Origin of the sequence: Paraburkholderia rhynchosiae, from assembly GCF_002879865.1 — a bacterium.
In the GTDB taxonomy this organism is placed as follows: Bacteria; Pseudomonadota; Gammaproteobacteria; order Burkholderiales; family Burkholderiaceae; genus Paraburkholderia; species Paraburkholderia rhynchosiae.
In genome coordinates this window covers 39651-55779 of sequence record NZ_PNXY01000025.1, presented here as the reverse complement: position 1 = coordinate 55779, position 16129 = coordinate 39651, and the positions used below count along the sequence as shown (strand labels likewise).

The 16129-nt window shown below is 62.6% G+C and carries 16 protein-coding genes; 13 read left to right on the top strand and 3 right to left on the bottom strand.

Features of this window, described 5'->3' with window-relative positions; translation table 11 throughout:
* Positions 1-56 precede the first annotated feature (56 nt).
* Entirely contained in the window at positions 57-692 is a 636-nt protein-coding gene (folE, locus tag C0Z16_RS27445) for a GTP cyclohydrolase I FolE (protein ID WP_102635204.1), read from the bottom strand.
* A gap of 125 nt (positions 693-817) precedes the next feature.
* Positions 818-1747, bottom strand: a complete 930-nt coding sequence (locus tag C0Z16_RS27440) for a LysR family transcriptional regulator (RefSeq protein ID WP_102635203.1) — start codon at positions 1745-1747, stop codon at positions 818-820.
* Positions 1748-2183: 436 nt separating this feature from the next.
* On the opposite strand from C0Z16_RS27440, the gene C0Z16_RS27435 reads away from it, so the two are divergent.
* The 5 genes from C0Z16_RS27435 to pcaC all read left to right on the top strand — a co-directional run bounded on the left by C0Z16_RS27435 (position 2184) and on the right by pcaC (position 6255).
* A complete protein-coding gene (locus tag C0Z16_RS27435; protein ID WP_102635202.1) occupies positions 2184-2891 on the top strand; it encodes a 3-oxoacid CoA-transferase subunit A in 708 nt (235 codons plus the stop codon).
* 14 nt (positions 2892-2905) lie between these two features.
* Entirely contained in the window at positions 2906-3565 is a 660-nt protein-coding gene (locus C0Z16_RS27430) for a 3-oxoacid CoA-transferase subunit B (protein ID WP_102635201.1), read from the top strand.
* 124 nt (positions 3566-3689) lie between these two features.
* Complete coding sequence (locus C0Z16_RS27425) at positions 3690-5069, top strand: 3-carboxy-cis,cis-muconate cycloisomerase (RefSeq protein ID WP_102635254.1); 1380 nt, start codon at positions 3690-3692, stop codon at positions 5067-5069.
* 5 nt (positions 5070-5074) lie between these two features.
* Positions 5075-5866 (top strand): 3-oxoadipate enol-lactonase, encoded by a 792-nt coding sequence (gene pcaD, locus C0Z16_RS27420; RefSeq protein ID WP_102635200.1) that lies wholly within the window; start codon positions 5075-5077, stop codon positions 5864-5866.
* Positions 5863-6255, top strand: coding sequence for a 4-carboxymuconolactone decarboxylase (pcaC, locus tag C0Z16_RS27415; RefSeq protein WP_102635199.1), 393 nt, complete (start codon positions 5863-5865; stop codon positions 6253-6255). The genes pcaD and pcaC overlap by 4 nt, the downstream gene beginning before the upstream one ends.
* Before the next feature lie 65 nt (positions 6256-6320).
* Here pcaC and C0Z16_RS27410 read toward each other — a convergent pair whose 3' ends face one another.
* Complete coding sequence (locus C0Z16_RS27410; protein ID WP_102635198.1) at positions 6321-7070, bottom strand: TetR family transcriptional regulator; 750 nt, start codon at positions 7068-7070, stop codon at positions 6321-6323.
* Positions 7071-7453: 383 nt separating this feature from the next.
* On the opposite strand from C0Z16_RS27410, the gene C0Z16_RS27405 reads away from it, so the two are divergent.
* The 8 genes from C0Z16_RS27405 (at position 7454) to C0Z16_RS27370 (ending at position 16112) form a co-directional block, all read left to right on the top strand.
* Entirely contained in the window at positions 7454-9046 is a 1593-nt protein-coding gene (locus C0Z16_RS27405) for a 6-hydroxynicotinate reductase (protein WP_102635253.1), read from the top strand.
* Positions 9047-9070: 24 nt separating this feature from the next.
* Positions 9071-10012 carry a UPF0280 family protein gene (locus tag C0Z16_RS27400; RefSeq protein WP_102635197.1) on the top strand — a complete coding sequence of 314 codons (942 nt, stop codon included), beginning with the start codon at positions 9071-9073 and terminating at the stop codon, positions 10010-10012.
* On the top strand, positions 9988-10578 hold the full coding sequence (locus C0Z16_RS27395; protein WP_102635196.1) for an amino acid synthesis family protein: 591 nt from the start codon (positions 9988-9990) through the stop codon (positions 10576-10578). The genes C0Z16_RS27400 and C0Z16_RS27395 overlap by 25 nt, the downstream gene beginning before the upstream one ends.
* Before the next feature lie 76 nt (positions 10579-10654).
* Positions 10655-11239, top strand: coding sequence for an amino acid synthesis family protein (locus C0Z16_RS27390; RefSeq protein ID WP_102635195.1), 585 nt, complete (start codon positions 10655-10657; stop codon positions 11237-11239).
* A 163-nt stretch (positions 11240-11402) separates the two neighbouring features.
* Positions 11403-13343 carry an ABC transporter permease gene (locus C0Z16_RS27385; RefSeq protein WP_102635194.1) on the top strand — a complete coding sequence of 647 codons (1941 nt, stop codon included), beginning with the start codon at positions 11403-11405 and terminating at the stop codon, positions 13341-13343.
* Positions 13340-14149 (top strand): ABC transporter ATP-binding protein, encoded by an 810-nt coding sequence (locus C0Z16_RS27380; protein ID WP_102635193.1) that lies wholly within the window; start codon positions 13340-13342, stop codon positions 14147-14149. Before C0Z16_RS27385 ends, C0Z16_RS27380 begins: the two co-directional genes overlap by 4 nt.
* The gene (locus C0Z16_RS27375) at positions 14146-14859 is read left to right on the top strand and encodes an ABC transporter ATP-binding protein (RefSeq protein ID WP_102635192.1); all 714 of its coding nucleotides are present in this window, start codon (positions 14146-14148) and stop codon (positions 14857-14859) included. The genes C0Z16_RS27380 and C0Z16_RS27375 overlap by 4 nt, the downstream gene beginning before the upstream one ends.
* A 53-nt stretch (positions 14860-14912) precedes the next feature.
* A complete protein-coding gene (locus C0Z16_RS27370; protein WP_102635191.1) occupies positions 14913-16112 on the top strand; it encodes an amidohydrolase family protein in 1200 nt (399 codons plus the stop codon).
* Positions 16113-16129: the final 17 nt, after the last annotated feature.

Genomic DNA, 16129 nt, shown 5'->3' with positions numbered 1-16129 from the left:
GGCGTACGCAACGCACGTGACCCACACAACGCACGTTACGTATCGCGCTTTCCCGCTTACGTGTTCGAGACGGCCACCGCGCCAGGATTGCCGACGATCGACAGAAACTCGCGGCGGGTGGACGGGTCGGTGCGGAACGTTCCCAGCATGCGCGACGTGACCATCGTCACGCCGGCCTTGTGGACACCGCGCGTGGACATGCACTGATGCGCGGCTTCGAGTATCACGCCGACGCCCGCGGGTTGCAGCACGTCGTTCAACGTGTCGGCGATCTGCACCGTCATCTTTTCCTGGATTTGCAGACGCTTGGCGAACGCGTCGACAAGACGCGCGAGCTTCGAAATACCCACCACGCGATGCCCCGGCAGATACGCCACGTGCGCGCGCCCGATGATCGGCACCATGTGGTGTTCGCAATAGCTTTCGAAGCGGATGTCTTTCAGCACGATCATCTCGTCGTAGCCATCCACTTCCGAGAACGTGCGGGCGAGAATTTCGCGCGGGTCGACCTGATAGCCCGCAAAGAACTCCTCGTACGAGCGCACCACGCGCGCCGGTGTGTCCATGAGGCCTTCGCGCTGCGGATCGTCGCCCGCCCAACGCAGCAGCACGCGAACGGCGGCTTCGGCTTCCTCGCGGCTCGGGCGGCCGGTCGTGTCCGCCGGTGTGGTTTGTTCTGTCTTGCTGGTCATCCGTCGCTCCTCCGGGATCGCGCGTCGATCCGGGTTGGAGCGCGCGGGTTCATGAGTAGGGTCATTGTTCCATGTTTACGCCGGATCGTGCCGATGTCCCTTTCGACGTCGCGGGGCTGACGATTTCATTTCGGCCATTCGTCCATTGCGTCGTTGAAGAGCTCGGCGACCACGCCGCGCAGCCAGCTCGCACGCGGGTCGTTATGAAACTTGCGATGCCAATGCTGCCGCAGATCGAAGCGCGGCAGCGGCAGCGGCGGTTCGACGAGCGTGATGGATGCGTGCTCCGACACATACGCGAAGCCGATCGCATGCGGCACGGTGGCGATCAGATCGGTTCGCGCAAGGATGAACGGCAGGCTCATGAAGTGCGGCGTCTCGAGCACCGCGCGCCGCTTGATGCGCTTCTTCACCAGATACTGTTCGAGGACTTCCTGGCTGCGTCCTTCGGCGCGCACGACGGCGTGCCCCGACGCGATGTACTGGGCGAGCGTGAGCGGCGCCTTCGAAAGCGGATGCCCCGCGCGCATCAGGCAAATGAAGCGGTGCGTGAAGAGCCGCTGCTGAAAAAAGTTATTGCCCGACAGGTCCGGAAAGTAGCCGACGGCGAGATCGACGTCGCCCGATTCGAGCCCGCGTTCCACATGCGACGGCGACAGCGACACCGAGCGCAGATTCGCGAACGGCGCGCGCTCGGCAAAGAGTTGCAACAACCGTGGCAGAAAGACGATTTCGCCGACGTCGGAGAGCGCGATCGAGAACGTATGCGTGCTCGTGTCCGGGTCGAATTCCTGCGCGTCGAGCATGCCTTTCTCGATACGCAAGAGGGCGTCGCGCGCGGCGGGCAGGATAGCGAGCGCGCGAGGCGTGGGCTCCATGCCTTTCGATGTGCGCACGAACAGCGGATCGTCGAAGTATTCCCGCAGCCGTCCGAGTGCGGTGCTCACGCGCGGCTGACTCACGCCAAGCTGCTCGGCCGCACGGCTCACGTTGCGAGTGTCCTCCATCGCGACGAGGTACGGGATCAGGTTCAAGTCGAGATTCGTGTCTGACATGGGCGGCTATTTGATATGTAAATAAAGGGTAGCCGAAGAATCGTCGGACGGGATAGTGGGGTTTTCTTTGCCTTCGAGAGAACAAGGCGCTCGCAGACGGCCAACAGGCGCGCAAGGTGGGCAGCGGGAACCTATGATTAAGGGAAAGTCCGCGCCTTGACAATGCAGCTAAAGCGCAACCATAATCGCCAGATCGTTCGCTAATCGAATCACTGTTCACTACGCGAACAAACGGTGAACAAACGGGCGAGCAACCGGCGAACGGAATCGGCAAGCAAAGTCAGCGAAGAAACCAGCGGCGAACCGGCAGAAAACGCCGGCGCGCATGCAGACCGTGAGCCGGCGAGCCGTCGCCCGCATTGGCCCGGAGACCGCCCGCCAAGCCTGCCAACACGGCGAAGCCCAGCGCGCGTAGCGCCTTACAAGGAAATTCGACATGATCAACAAGATTTTCGAGTCACTTCAATCGGCCGTCGCCGATGTCCAGGACGGCGCGACCGTCATGATCGGCGGTTTCGGCACGGCCGGCATGCCGTCGGAGCTGATCGATGCGCTGATCGAGCAGGGCGCGCGCGAACTCACCATCGTCAACAACAACGCCGGTAACGGCGACATCGGCCTTGCAGCGCTGCTCAAGGCGAAGCGTGTGCGGAAGATCATCTGCTCGTTTCCGCGCCAAACGGATTCGTATGTGTTCGATGCGCTGTTTCGCGCCGGCGAGATCGAACTCGAACTCGTGCCGCAGGGCAATCTCGCGGAGCGCATTCGCGCGGCGGGTGCGGGCATCGGCGGATTCTTCACGCCCACCGGCTACGGCACGAAGCTCGCGGAAGGCAAGGAGACGCGTCTGATCGACGGCAGGCATTACGTGCTCGAGTCGCCGCTGCACGCGGATTTCGCGCTCATCAAGGCATATAAGGGCGACCGCTGGGGCAACCTCGTCTATCGCAAGACGGCCCGCAATTTCGGGCCGATCATGGCAAGTGCGGCGAAAACCGCGATCGTGCAGGTGTCGGAAGTGGTGCCGCTCGGCGCGCTCGATCCGGAAAACATCGTGACACCTGGCATCTTCGTGCAGCGCGTGATCGAAGTGCGCCAGGCGGCGCATGCTCCGCTGCCCAATCCTCACGACGCTGCCGCCTGAACCGGAGACCCGACATGAAGAAACTGACCCGCGATGAAATGGCCAAGCGCGTTGCGCTCGATATTCCGGAAGGCGCGTACGTGAACCTCGGCATCGGCGTGCCGACGCTCGTGGCGAACCACCTCGCCGCCGACAAGGAAATCTTCTTACACAGTGAGAATGGTCTGCTCGGCATGGGCCCCGCGCCCGCGAAAGGCGAGGAAGACGACGAGTTGATCAACGCCGGCAAGCAGCACGTCACGCTGCTGACGGGCGGCGCGTATTTCCATCACGCCGATTCGTTCGCGATGATGCGCGGCGGTCACCTCGACTTCTGCGTGCTCGGCGCGTTCCAGGTGTCGGCGAAGGGCGACCTCGCGAACTGGCACACCGGCGCGCCGGACGCGATCCCGGCCGTCGGCGGCGCCATGGATCTGGCCATTGGCGCCAAGCAGGTCTACGTGATGATGGAGCATCTGACCAAGCAGGGCGAAAGCAAGATCGCCGCCGAATGCACGTACCCGGTGACGGGCGTCGGTTGCGTCGACCGTATTTATACGGACCTGGCCATGATCGATGTCACCGACCAGGGCCTCGTGGTGCGCGAGATTTTCTCGGACATCGATTTCGATGCGCTGCTCAAGCTCACCGGCGTGCCGCTGATCGACGGCACGCAGGCTGCGCGCGCGGCGTGAGCGCAGGTTGAGCCGGATTGCTGCGGGGTTGACGTATTAGCGTCCCGGTCTGCATGCCGCGGCGCAACCCGCATCGCCGCGTGCAGTGCTACATTCATCAGATCATCCGATCAGCGACGTCATCATGCTCGACTCCAGCGGCCGCCTGACCGGCCTTCTTTGCGGCACCGCGCCGATGAACGACATCTGGGCACCGCGCGCCACGCTTCAAAAGATGCTCGACGTGGAAGCGGCGCTTGCGCGGGCATCGGCAGCGCACAACGTGATTCCTCATACGGCCGTGGCGGCGATCGAGGCAGCCTGCCATGCCGATCAACTCGACGCCGACGCGCTTGCTCGCGACGCCGCGCTGGGCGGCAATCTCGCGATTCCTCTGGTCAAGCAACTCACCGCGCGCGTGAAAGCGGCCGACGCCGAAGCGTCGAAGTATGTGCATTGGGGCGCGACGAGCCAGGACATCATCGACACGGCGACGGTGCTACAACTGCGCGACACCTTCGATCTGCTCGACAGCGGTTTGCAATCCACTTGCGATGCCATCGCGAAACTCGCGGCCACGCATCGCGCCACGCCGATGATTGGCCGCACGTGGCTGCAGCAGGCACTGCCCATCACGCTCGGCCTGAAATTCGCGCAATGGCTCGATGCGTTGCTGCGTCACCGCGAACGGCTCATTGCGTTGCGTGAGCGTGCACTGGTGCTGCAATTCGGCGGCGCCGCCGGCACGCTGGCGAGTCTGCGCGATGCCGCGCCGCAGGTCACGCAAGCGTTAGCTCAAGAACTCGGCCTCGCCGTGCCGACGTTGCCGTGGCATACGCAGCGCGATCGGACCGCGGAGACCGCCTCGCTGTTCGGCATGCTGATCGGCACGCTCGGCAAGATCGCGCGTGACATCTCGCTGCAAATGCAAACCGAAATCGACGAACTGGCCGAGCCCGCCGCCGCAGGCAAAGGAGGATCGTCGACGATGCCGCACAAGCGCAATCCGGTTGGCTGCGCCGCCGTGCTCACCGCCGCCACGCGCGCGCCGGGGTTGGTCGCCACCGTCTTCGCGGGCATGGTGCAGGAACACGAACGCGCGCTCGGCGGCTGGCAAGCCGAATGGGACGCGCTGCCCGATCTCGCGCGGCTAGCGGGCGGCGCGCTTGCGAACATCGAACAGATCGCGGGGGGCTTGAACGTCAACGTGCCGCGCCTTGCCGCGAATCTGAATGTCACGCACGGCCTGATTCTCGGCGAAGCGGTGATGCTCGCGCTCGGCGACAGCATCGGCCGGCTCGATGCGCATCATCTCGTGGAGCGCGCGTCGAAAGCGGCAATCCGCGACGGACAGACGCTTTTGGACGTGCTGTCCGCCGACGCGGCCGTGACCGAACATCTTTCGATCGAGCGCCTGAAGCAACTGCTCGATCCCGCTCAATACGTCGGCCAGGCGCACGCTTATGTGGACGCCGCGCTGGCGCTTCATACCGCGCGTTCGCAGCGCGCCCCTTCGAAGGAGTAACCGGCATGCCTTACGCCGCAGTCAACGGCACCGAGCTTCATTATCGAATCGACGGTGAACGCCACGGCAACGCGCCATGGGTCGTCCTGTCGAATTCGCTCGGCTGCGATCTGTCCATGTGGACGCCGCAAGTCGCGGCGCTGTCAAAGCATTTCCGGGTGCTGCGCTATGACACGCGTGGTCACGGCCATTCGGAAGCGCCGAAAGGCCCGTACACGATCGAGCAACTGGCCGGTGACGTGCTCGGCCTGATGGACACGCTGAAGATCGCACGCGCGAATTTCTGCGGCATATCCATGGGTGGACTCACGGGCGTCGCGTTGGCTGCGCGTCATGCGAATCGCTTTGAGCGCGTCGTGCTCTCGAATACGGCGGCGCGCATCGGGTCGCCGGAAGTGTGGGTGCCGCGTGCCGCGAGAGCCCGCACCGAAGGCATGGTTGTACTTGCCGACGCCGTCTTGCCGCGCTGGTTCACCGCGGACTATTTCGACCGCGAGCCGGTAGTGCTGGCCATGATTCGAGATGTGTTCGTGCATACGGACAAGGAAGGCTACGCATCGAATTGCGATGCAATCGACGCCACCGACCTGCGCCCGGAAACGCCGGGCATCAAGCTGCCGGTGCTGGTGATCAGCGGCACGCACGACGTAGCCGCGACGCCCGCGCAAGGTCGCGAACTCGCGCAGTCCATTCCAGGCGCGCGCTACGTCGAACTGGACGCCTCGCATATTTCCAACATCGAGAAGGCCGATGCTTTCACGAAGACGGTCATCGACTTTCTGACGGAGCCGAAATGAACGACGAAGACCGCTACGAAGCCGGACTCGGCGTGCGCCGTGCGGTGCTGGGCGATGCGCATGTGGACCGGTCGCTGGCGAACCGCACTGAGTTGACCGATGAGTTCCAGAACCTGATCACGCGCTACGCGTGGGGCGAAATCTGGACGCGCGATGGCTTGCCGCGACACACGCGCAGCCTGTTGACCATTGCGATGATGGTTGCGCTTAATCGCAGCGAAGAACTCGCTTTGCACTTGCGCGCCGCGAAAAACAACGGCGTGACGCGTGAGCAGATCAAGGAAGTGCTGCTGCAAACCGCGATTTATTGCGGCGTGCCGGCGGCGAACTCGGCGTTTCATCTGGCCGATAAACTGTTTCGCGAGGAAGATGACGCGGCAAAGCCTTGAGTTGTTTCGCCATACTCATCTCTTGACGATAAAACGCGCGCAAGCAGCAGTACGGCGCGCGTTTTTTATATTGCGGGGCGTGCGGGCTCGCTTTCGTTCATGGCATCGGTTTGCGAGTTCGCTTCCGCATTCGCACCAGCATGCGTATCGGTCGGCAAATGCAGCCGCACCGCGCGCAACACGGTGTCTTTGATCACCTCGCGCCAATGCGCGAGCGCGGCCTTGTCCATCAGCGGCTCGCCGAGAAACGCGCCTAACGTGTACTGGTTCGCGTTATAGAAATAGCCAAGCGACGCAATCATCAGATATACATCGCGCGCCTTCACGTCGGCGCGAAAAACGTTTTGCGCCTTGCCCGCGTCCAGCAGTTTTTGCACGACTGAAATCGCATAGCCCGAAATCTCCTTCAGCTTCGAAGACTTCTTTGCATGCTTGCCTTGATGCAGGTTCTCGCTCGACAGCAGCGTCACGAACTCGGGGTGATCCAGGTAGTACTGCCAGACGAATTCGACCATCTGTTCGAGACCGTGCACGGGATCGTCCAGATCGAGATCCAGTTTGCTTTCCGCTTCGTTGAACTGCGTGTAGATCGTTTCCAGCACTTCGACGAATAACTGCTCCTTGCTGCCGAAGTAGTAGTAGATCATGCGGTCGTGCGAGCGCGCGGCCTTTGAAATACTTTCGACGCGGCCGCTTGCATAACCCTGCTTCGCGAAGACCTTGATTGCCGCTTTCAGAATCTTGGCGCGTGTGTCTTGCGCCTGTTTCGCACGGATGCCGGTGGCGCCCGGCTTGCGAGCGGCAGTGGAGCTCATGGCGGTCTGGAGTCTCTTTGTTGGCGTCGGTTGAACGGCTTGCGCCGCGGCTCGTCCGGCACGCACGCGTGCTAATCATACAGCGCGGTTTGCGCGTTGCGGAATGCGGTGCGCATTGAGCCGCTTCGGCGTAAATTGAAAGCCGGGTTAACTCCGAGTCAGTGCTTCAATGCCGCGCCGCACCATCCCTACGCGGACGGGAAACACATTGCGCAGTCTATTTTGATCGAGTAGATTTCCAGCATGTTTGGTGTAGCGGATACTACACGAACGGTAAGTGATCGCAACATGGAAATTCGCGGATCACACGAAAGTCCCTTGAAACAAGGGCTATTCGCCAACGGGCAGGACCGATTGTAATGTCGTCGTATGGGAACTCCGCCATGACAGAACATACGAAGGTCGATTTCGGTGCGGAACGCGTCGATGGCGAAACCGCCTCGACGCCCGGTCCCACTGTGCTTGAAAAGGCGGCGCCGCGCAGCGAGCGCATGGCGTCGAACAAGATCGAATGCAATGCTTGCCCTGTGCTGTGCCAGATATCGGAAGGGCGCACCGGCGCGTGCGACCGCTATGCGAATGCGGACGGACGGCTGATCCGCGTCGACCCTGTGGTGTTTCTGTCGCGTTCAGACAGTACAAGCAGTACAGACGCCACGGTCGAATTCGGCGCGTCGTCTGAAGCGCAGAATCATGCCGCCGAGCAGGCGCTTTTCGTGACCGGCGTGGGCGCATCGTCCACTTATCCCGACTACAAGCCCGCGCCTTTTATCGTTGCTTCGAAGCTCAACGACGTCGACATGATCACGGTCGTCACCGAAGGCATCTTCAGCTATTGCAGCTTCAAGGTAAAAATCGACACCGACCGGTTTCTCGGACCAGAGCAATCGAACGTGCGCTGCCAGGGTGAAATTGTCGGGCACGTGACAACGGCCGAATACGGCTCGCAGATGTTGAGCCTCGGCGGCGTACATCATCTCACTGGCGGCAGCAAGAAAGAAGGCCGCGTGACATGCGACATGATGCTCGCGCTGGGCAACAAGCAGGCGGTGGCATTGAGCATAGACGGCGGCGCGAGCCTCGTGATTCGCGCAGGCGCTGCGCCGGTTGTCGACGGTGTGGAAGAACAGCGCATGCGCGTGGGCTGCGGTTCCGCGACTATCGGCATCTTCGCCAAACAATGGTTCGGTCATGCCGATGAAGTCGTGGTGGTCGACGATCACATCACCGGCGTGCTGACCGAACATCAGGCGGGGCGCTGCCTCGGCATGACACGCTCGGGCATCAGGATCCGCGGACGGAAGTCGACGCCCGGACGCTACTTTCAGGTGGCGAATCCGGGCACCGGCTGGGGCGGCACGGACATTCAGGACCCGCTTGCGATTATCGAAGGCTTCGATCCGGCGGTCGCAAAACCCGGCATGCGTCTGCTGATGGTGTCGACCACCGGCGAACACGCGCAATGGTACGAACTCGATCATGAGCTCGTGCCTCGTATTGCAACAATGCCAGATGCGGTGAGCAGAACGGTCGAGCGAATCGGCGAGAACTGCGAGCCGTCGCTTGCCACGGTGCTGTTTCTGGGCGGCGCGGGCGGCAGTCTACGAGCGGGCGCGACCGAAAACCCAGTGCTGCTCACCCGCGCGATCAAGCAGAAGCTCGTCAATGTGACGTGCGGCGGCGCGCCGGCTTATGTATGGCCAGGCGGCGGCATCACCGTGATGGTGGACGTGTCGCGCATGCCGGATCGTTCGTTCGGCACGGTGCCGACTCCAGCGATTGTCGCGCCGATCGAATTCACGATGACGTACGACGCGTATCGCGATCTTGGCGGCCATCTCGATGCAGTGCGTTCATTGGAGAGCGTGTTGGCGAACGGTCCGGAGCATACGGAAGGCGCGCCGCTCGCGCGCCGGATGTTGGCACGCAACCCGGATAATCCGTGGCCGCCCGCCATGCCGCCGATGCTCGGCTAACCACGTGGCATCCATCACGACGCGATGAACCCGACCCGCACCCGCCTCGACGCGACCCGCTGGCATTGGCAGCATGGCCCGATCGATCTGGTCCTCAGCGCCGACGGCGAGCCCGCCGCGTTGCAAATCGCTTATGAGGCGTGCTGGTCACGTTTCGTCGACGTTTTGCCTGAACTGGTCGGCGAGTTGAAAGTGCTTCGGCAACCGGTGCAAGCAGAAGCGTCGTTCAACGATTGCCCGCTGCAAGGCGAGCTCGCGCGCCGCATGTGGTCTGCGTGCCATGCTCATCGGGCGCGCTTCATTACGCCGATGGCAGCCGTTGCGGGCAGCGTCGCCGATGAACTGATCGCCGCGTTCGCACGTGAAGGCATCTCACGCGCCTTTATCAACAACGGCGGTGACATTGCGCTTTATCTGACCGAAGGCCAACACTATCGCATTGGCGTGTTTGCAGACATCGCGCAGTGGCAGGCGGAAATGCAGCTTTCAAACGGCCAGACGCTCGATGCCAATCTCACGTTAGACGCTAGCATGCCCATTCGCGGCATTGCGACGAGCGGTTGGCGCGGCCGCAGCTTCAGTCTCGGCATTGCCGACAGCGTGACCGTGCTCGCGCGCAACGCGGCAAGCGCGGACGCCGCCGCGACGATGATCGCCAACGCCGTCAACGTCGATCATGCGGGCATCGTACGTATGCCGGCTTCGTCGCTGAAGGACGACACCGATCTGGGCGATCAGCTCGTCACTGTCGATGTCCCTTCGCTGCCGCAGCCGCTGATCGATTTCGCGCTGGCACGCGGCGTCGAAGCCGCGCGGCGCCTGCTCGATCAAGGCGTAATTGAAGGCGCCGCATTGTTTTTGCAAGGACGCGTGCGGATCGCCGGTATGCATGAGAAAAGCGCGTTACTCACGCATCGCGCTCACACGACAACGGAGGCTCCGTGTTCGAAATACGCCGCGTGCTGACGCACGTCGAAGACATCTTCCACGAGTTCGGCCCCGCGCCCGCGCAGCCGCTCAGACGCGGCGCGATTGCCGCCGTGATGACCAACCCGTTTGCCGGCCGCTATGAAGCGAAGATCGAACACGCGATGGAAGCGCTCAAGCCCATCGGCTACGACATGGCTCAACGACTGCTTGCGGCAATGGCAGTGCCGCATGCGTCGATAGAAAGTTATGGCAAAGGCGCGATTGTCGGCTCGCGCGGCGAACTCGAACATGGCGCGTTGTGGCATGTGCCGGGCGGTTATGCAATGCGCGAGCTGCTGGAGAAGAACGGCGTGCCGACGAACGCCATCGTACCGTCGACGAAAAAAGTCGGCGCGCCATTCACCGCTCTCGACGTGCCGCTCACGCATGTGAATGCAAGCTACGTGCGCAGCCATTTCGACGCCATCGAAGTGCGCGTGCCCGGCGCGCCATCCGCCGACGAAGTGGTCTACATCCTCGCAATGAGCACCGGTCAGCGCGTGCATGCGCGCGTCGGCGGGCTGGCGAAAGAGGCGATTGTGGGCAACGACGGCTTGCGCTGAAACACGCTGAACGGCGCTGAACGTTGTGACGGGCGCATAGAAAAGACAGAGCAGGCATCGAAACTCGGAGAGCGAAATGGCAATCAAGCTTCGCAAGCTGGTCGTACAGGTGGATGAAACACGCATTGAAATGGGCCAGGACGTCGATCCGCCGACTCGTCGCGCGGTTGCAATTGCGGTGATCGAGAATCCGTACGCGGGCCGCTATGAAGCGAAGCTTGATGCGCTGATCGAAGCCGGCGAGGAACTGGGTGCGCTGCTCGGCAACAGGTGCGTCGCCGCGCTCGGTATCGAACCGGGCGACGCCCAAAGCTATGGAAAGGCCGCAATTGTCGGCGAGGCGGGCGAACTCGAACACGCCGCCGCGATTCTGCATCCGAAGCTCGGCGCGCCGCTGCGCGCGGCGGTCGAAAAAGGCGCGGCGCTCGTGCCATCGGCGAAAAAAATGGGCACGCTCGGCACCGCGATCGACGTGCCGCTTGGCCACAAAGACGCCGCTTTCGTGCGCAGTCATTTCGATGCAATCGAGGCGCGCGTGTCCGACGCGCCGCGCGCGAACGAAATCGTAGTGGCGGTCGCCGTGACGGCTTCGGGCCGGCCGTTGCCGCGCATCGGCGGTTTGCAGGTGAGTGAAATCAAGGGCGAGGATGGTTTGCGCTGAACTTTGCATGCGGCTATTTCGTCGGTCCCCGAAGGGACATTCTTTGAGGTAGTGTGCTGCCGTTGATGCATGCGAGCATGGTGCCGCACGCGCTGCAACGTCTGCTGCCCGAGCCTCATGCGCGTTTTGCGCGTGGATCGTCAGCAAGCTGCCGAGGGTCTCGATGCTTTCGAATTTGCTGGTACAACTGGTCAACGGACTCGCCGATGCGTCGACGCTATTTCTCGTCGCCGCCGGCTTGTCGTTGATCTTCGGCGTGACGCGCATCGTCAACTTTGCGCACGGCTCGTTCTATATGTTCGGCATCTACATTGCGTACAGCATCGCGAGCCGCTTCGGGCAGACGGCGGGCGGCTTCTGGCTCTCGGTGCTGGCCGCAGCGCTGATGGTGGCGGTGCTCGGCGCGCTGGTCGAGATGCTCGTCCTGCGGCGCATCTATCACGCGCCCGAGTTGTTTCATCTGCTCGCCACGTTCGCGCTCGTGCTGATCTTTCGCGACGCTGCGTTGTGGCTGTGGGGACCAGAAGATCTGTTCGGACCGCGCGCGCCGCATCTGGCGGGCGCGGTGAATTTCCTCGGCCATCCGCTGCCGACCTATGACATCGCGTTGATCGTGATCGGCCCTGTCGTGTTGCTGCTGCTCTGGTATGCGTTGACGCGCACGCGTTGGGGCACGCTGGTGCGCGCCGCGACGCAGGACCGCGAAATGCTCGGCGCGCTCGGCATCAATCAGGCGTGGCTGTTTACGGGCGTGTTTTTCGTCGGCGCATTTCTCGCAGGGTTGGGCGGTGCGCTGCAAGGGCCGCGCATGTCGGCGAATCTCTCGCTCGATCTCGAGACGATAGGTAATGCATTCGTGGTCGTGGTGGTTGGCGGCATGGGTTCGATTCCGGGCGCGTTCGTCGCCGCGCTGATCATCGCGGAGATCAAGGCGCTGTGTATCGGCATCGGACATGTGACGATTTTCGGCGTCGGTCTCTCGTTGAGTCGCTTTACGCTGGTCGCGGAATTCGTCGTGATGGCGGTCGTGCTCGTAGTGCGGCCTTGGGGTTTGCTCGGTCGCGCGAGTGCGGCGGTGCGCGGCATGGCGGCGCCGGAAACGCCTCTGCGTCCCGCAGGCAAACGGCTGAAGTGGCTCGCCGCGATTGCGCTGTTGATTCTGCTGCTTGCGCCGCTCACGGCGAATGCGTTCCCGTATATGCCTGTGCTGCTCGTGGAAATTCTGATCGCCGTGCTGTTCGCGACGAGTCTGCATTTCATCATGGGGCCGGGCGGCATGCATTCGTTCGGCCATGCCGCATATTTCGGACTCGGCGCATATGGCGCGGCGCTGTTTGTCAAAGTGCTGAATCTACCGATGGAAGCCGCATTGCTACTGGGGCCGCTGCTCGCCGTTGGCGGTGCGCTCGTGTTCGGCTGGTTCTGCGTGCGGCTGTCGGGCGTCTATCTCGCGATGCTGACGCTCGCGTTCGCACAGATCGTCTGGTCTGTCGTATTTCAATGGGACGATGTGACGGGCGGCAGCAACGGCATTCTCGGCTTGTGGCCGTCGAACTGGTTGTCATCGCCTGTCGCGTTTTATTACCTGACACTGGCGTGTGCGGTGATCGGCGTATGGCTCTTGCGCCGCATGCTGTTCTCGCCGCTCGGTTATGCGATGCGGGCGTCGCGCGATTCCGTGCTGCGCGCGGAGGCCATCGGCATCGACGTGAAGCGTGTGCAGTGGGCGGCCTTCGTGATCGCATCGCTGTTCTGCGGGCTCGCTGGATCGCTGTATGCGTTCTCCAAGGGCACCATTTCGCCGGAGGTGATCAGCGTGAGCCGTTCCGTCGACGGCCTCGTGATGGTGCTGCTCGGCGGCTTGCAGACGCTGACCGGGCCGATTGTGGGGGCGGCTGTGTTCACGTGGCTGCAGGACACCGTCGCGCGGCAAACCGACTACTGGCAGGCGCTGCTCGGCCTCGCGATTCTGTTGCTGGTGATAGCGTTTCCGCAAGGCATCGTGGGCTTTATCCGCGATCGTTTCGGCGACGACACGGCCGACAACGCGGAGAAAAACACTGCGTCGCCTTCGGGACGCACCGCGATCAAGGAGGGGCTATGAGCTTGCTGCAAGTGTCTAGCCTCTCCCGCTCGTTCGGCGGTTTGAAGGCGGTCGACGACGTTTCGTTCACACTCGAAGCCGGCCAGCTTCTAGCTTTGCTCGGCCCCAACGGCGCGGGCAAGTCCACCTGCTTCAATATGGTCAACGGACAGTTGCAGCCTTCATCGGGCTCGATCCGCTTCGACGGACACGAACTCGTCGGCATGCGCCCACGCGAGATCTGGCGGCTTGGCGTAGGCCGAACATTCCAGATTGCGGCGACCTTCAATTCGATGACAGTGCTGGAAAACGTACAGATGGCCCTCGTCTCGCGCGAACGCAAAACCTTCGGCCTATGGAAGCCCGCAGGCTCGCGCTACGCCGATGAAGCGTTAGCGCTGCTCGAACAGGTCGGCATGGCCGCCGATGCAAACCGCGCGTGCGGCGTGCTGGCCTATGGCGACGTGAAGCGCGTCGAACTAGCCATTGCACTCGCGAACCGGCCGAAGCTGCTGTTGATGGACGAGCCCACGGCCGGCATGGCGCCGAAGGAACGCAACGAACTGATGGCGCTGACCAAACGGCTCGTCACCGAGCGGAAGATCGGCGTGCTGTTCACCGAGCACAGCATGGATGTGGTCTTTGCGTACGCCGATCGCATGATTGTGCTCGCGCGCGGCAAGCTGATTGCCGAGGGCGACGGTGACACGATCCGCAACGACCCGCGCGTGCAGGAAGTGTATTTCGGCACCGGCAAGACTTTTCAGCCGCACGCGGCGCTGCACGACATGGCAGGCGGTCATACGGGACAAGGGGCGCTGCAATGAGCGAGCCGATGCTGAAAGTCGCGGGCCTCAACGCGTTTTATGGCCGCGCGCATATTCTCTTCGACGTCGGCCTTGAAGTTGGACGCGGTGAAGTCGTCGCGTTGATGGGTCGCAACGGCGCCGGTAAATCCACCACAATGAAAGCGGTGATGGGTCTGCTGCCGCGCCGCCACGGACAAGTCACTTTTCGCGGACACAACATTACCGCGCTGGCGCCGCACAGGATCGCGCGCATGGGGATGGGCTTCGTTCCCGAAGATCGGCGCGTATTCGCCGATCTGACGGTAATGGAGAATCTCGACACCGGCCGTCAGCCGCCGCGCGAAGGCGCGCCGCAATGGACGCCGGAAAAGCTGTTCCGCCTGTTCCCGAACCTGGGCGAAATGCCGAAGCGGCCCGGCGGCCAGATGAGCGGCGGCGAGCAGCAGATGCTCACGGTATCGCGCACGTTGATGGGCAATCCGTATCTCGTGTTGCTCGATGAACCGTCCGAAGGCGTCGCGCCCGTGATCGTCGAACAGATGGCGAACATGATTCTCGAACTCAAGCGCGAAGGGCTGTCCATTCTGTTGTCGGAGCAGAACCTGCACTTCGCCGAGCTGGTCAGCGACCGCGCATATGTCCTCGAAAAAGGGCAGATCCGCTTTAGCGGCACGATCGGCGAACTTGCAAGGAACGAAACAGTGAGGCGCGCTTATCTGAGCGTGTGATTAACGCGCGATTCAGCGTGTGATTTGGACAGTCGTTGTGAAAGGAGAAGCAGATGGCAGCAGAGACGTTGACAGGCTTGTCGGGCAAGGTCGCGGTAACGAATATCGGGCTGCTGTTATCCGGCGACATCGATCAGCCGATTCTCGACGCGAACACGCTGGTGATCGACGACGGCGTGATCGTCGCGCTCGGCAAAGAGAAAGACTGCGACCTGGAAGGCGCGCGGACCACTGTCGATTGCAAAGGAACGACCGTCGCGCCCGGCCTGATCGACTCGCATGTGCATCCGGTATTCGGCGACTGGACGCCGCGTCAGAATCAGATGGGCTGGATCGAATCGAACCTGAACGGCGGCGTGACGACAATGATCTCCGCGGGCGAAGTACATTTACCTGGCCGTCCGAAAGATGTGCTCGGTGTGAAGGCGCTGGCCATCACCGCGCAGCGTTCGTTCGAAGGGATGCGCGGCGCGGGTGTCGGCGGCGGCGTTAAGGTTATGGCGGGCGCGCCGGTGATCGAGAAGGGCATGGTCGAAGAGGACTTCAAGGAACTCTCCGAAGCGGGCGTAAAGCTGCTCGGCGAAGTCGGCCTCGGCAGCGTGAAGGCCGGCGAGGAAGCCGCGCAGATGGTGGCGTGGGCGCGCAAATACGGCATTCAAAGCACGATTCATACGGGTGGTCCGTCGATTCCGGGCTCGGGACTGATCGATCGCGACGTGGTGCTGGAGGCCGATGCGGACGTAATTGGCCACATCAACGGCGGGCATACGTCGCTGTCTTACCGGCATGTTTGCGATCTGTGCGAGCAGTCGAGCCGCGCTCTGGAGATAGTCCATAACGGCAACGAACGCATCGCATTGCTGACCGCGCGTCATGCGATCGAATTGAAATGCCCGCACCGGATCATTCTCGGCACCGACAGTCCCGCCGGCTCCGGCGTGCAGCCGCTTGGCATCTTGCGGATGATCGCGCTCATTTCCAGTCTCGCGGATGTGCCCGCCGAAATCGCGTTCTGCTTCGCGACGGGCAACACCGCGCGTCAACGCAACTTGCGCCAGGGGCTGATCGAAGTGGGCCGTCCGGCCGATCTCGTCTTTATGGACCGTGCGCAACACACGGCCGCCGACACGCTGCTAGAAAGCGTGCAGCTCGGCGATATTCCGGGCGTGGGCTTGGTGATGATCGACGGCTTGATCCGTTGCCGGCGCAGCCGTAACACGCCGCCCGCGACTGAAGTGCCGGTCGTGCTGTGAGCACGCGCCATCTAGCA

What these genes read in the sequence shown, in the direction of transcription:
- C0Z16_RS27385 (WP_102635194.1), top strand. Translation starts at nt 11,403, where the DNA reads ATGCTTTCGAATTTGCTGGTACAACTGGTCAACGGACTCGCCGATGCG.
- C0Z16_RS27405 (WP_102635253.1), top strand. Translation starts at nt 7,454, where the DNA reads ATGACAGAACATACGAAGGTCGATTTCGGTGCGGAACGCGTCGATGGC.
- C0Z16_RS27430 (WP_102635201.1), top strand. Translation starts at nt 2,906, where the DNA reads ATGAAGAAACTGACCCGCGATGAAATGGCCAAGCGCGTTGCGCTCGAT.
- pcaC (WP_102635199.1), top strand. Translation starts at nt 5,863, where the DNA reads ATGAACGACGAAGACCGCTACGAAGCCGGACTCGGCGTGCGCCGTGCG.
- C0Z16_RS27380 (WP_102635193.1), top strand. Translation starts at nt 13,340, where the DNA reads ATGAGCTTGCTGCAAGTGTCTAGCCTCTCCCGCTCGTTCGGCGGTTTG.
- pcaD (WP_102635200.1), top strand. Translation starts at nt 5,075, where the DNA reads ATGCCTTACGCCGCAGTCAACGGCACCGAGCTTCATTATCGAATCGAC.
- C0Z16_RS27435 (WP_102635202.1), top strand. Translation starts at nt 2,184, where the DNA reads ATGATCAACAAGATTTTCGAGTCACTTCAATCGGCCGTCGCCGATGTC.
- folE (WP_102635204.1), bottom strand. Translation starts at nt 692, where the DNA reads ATGACCAGCAAGACAGAACAAACCACACCGGCGGACACGACCGGCCGC.
- C0Z16_RS27375 (WP_102635192.1), top strand. Translation starts at nt 14,146, where the DNA reads ATGAGCGAGCCGATGCTGAAAGTCGCGGGCCTCAACGCGTTTTATGGC.
- C0Z16_RS27370 (WP_102635191.1), top strand. Translation starts at nt 14,913, where the DNA reads ATGGCAGCAGAGACGTTGACAGGCTTGTCGGGCAAGGTCGCGGTAACG.
- C0Z16_RS27425 (WP_102635254.1), top strand. Translation starts at nt 3,690, where the DNA reads ATGCTCGACTCCAGCGGCCGCCTGACCGGCCTTCTTTGCGGCACCGCG.
- C0Z16_RS27440 (WP_102635203.1), bottom strand. Translation starts at nt 1,747, where the DNA reads ATGTCAGACACGAATCTCGACTTGAACCTGATCCCGTACCTCGTCGCG.
- C0Z16_RS27400 (WP_102635197.1), top strand. Translation starts at nt 9,071, where the DNA reads ATGAACCCGACCCGCACCCGCCTCGACGCGACCCGCTGGCATTGGCAG.
- C0Z16_RS27410 (WP_102635198.1), bottom strand. Translation starts at nt 7,070, where the DNA reads ATGAGCTCCACTGCCGCTCGCAAGCCGGGCGCCACCGGCATCCGTGCG.
- C0Z16_RS27390 (WP_102635195.1), top strand. Translation starts at nt 10,655, where the DNA reads ATGGCAATCAAGCTTCGCAAGCTGGTCGTACAGGTGGATGAAACACGC.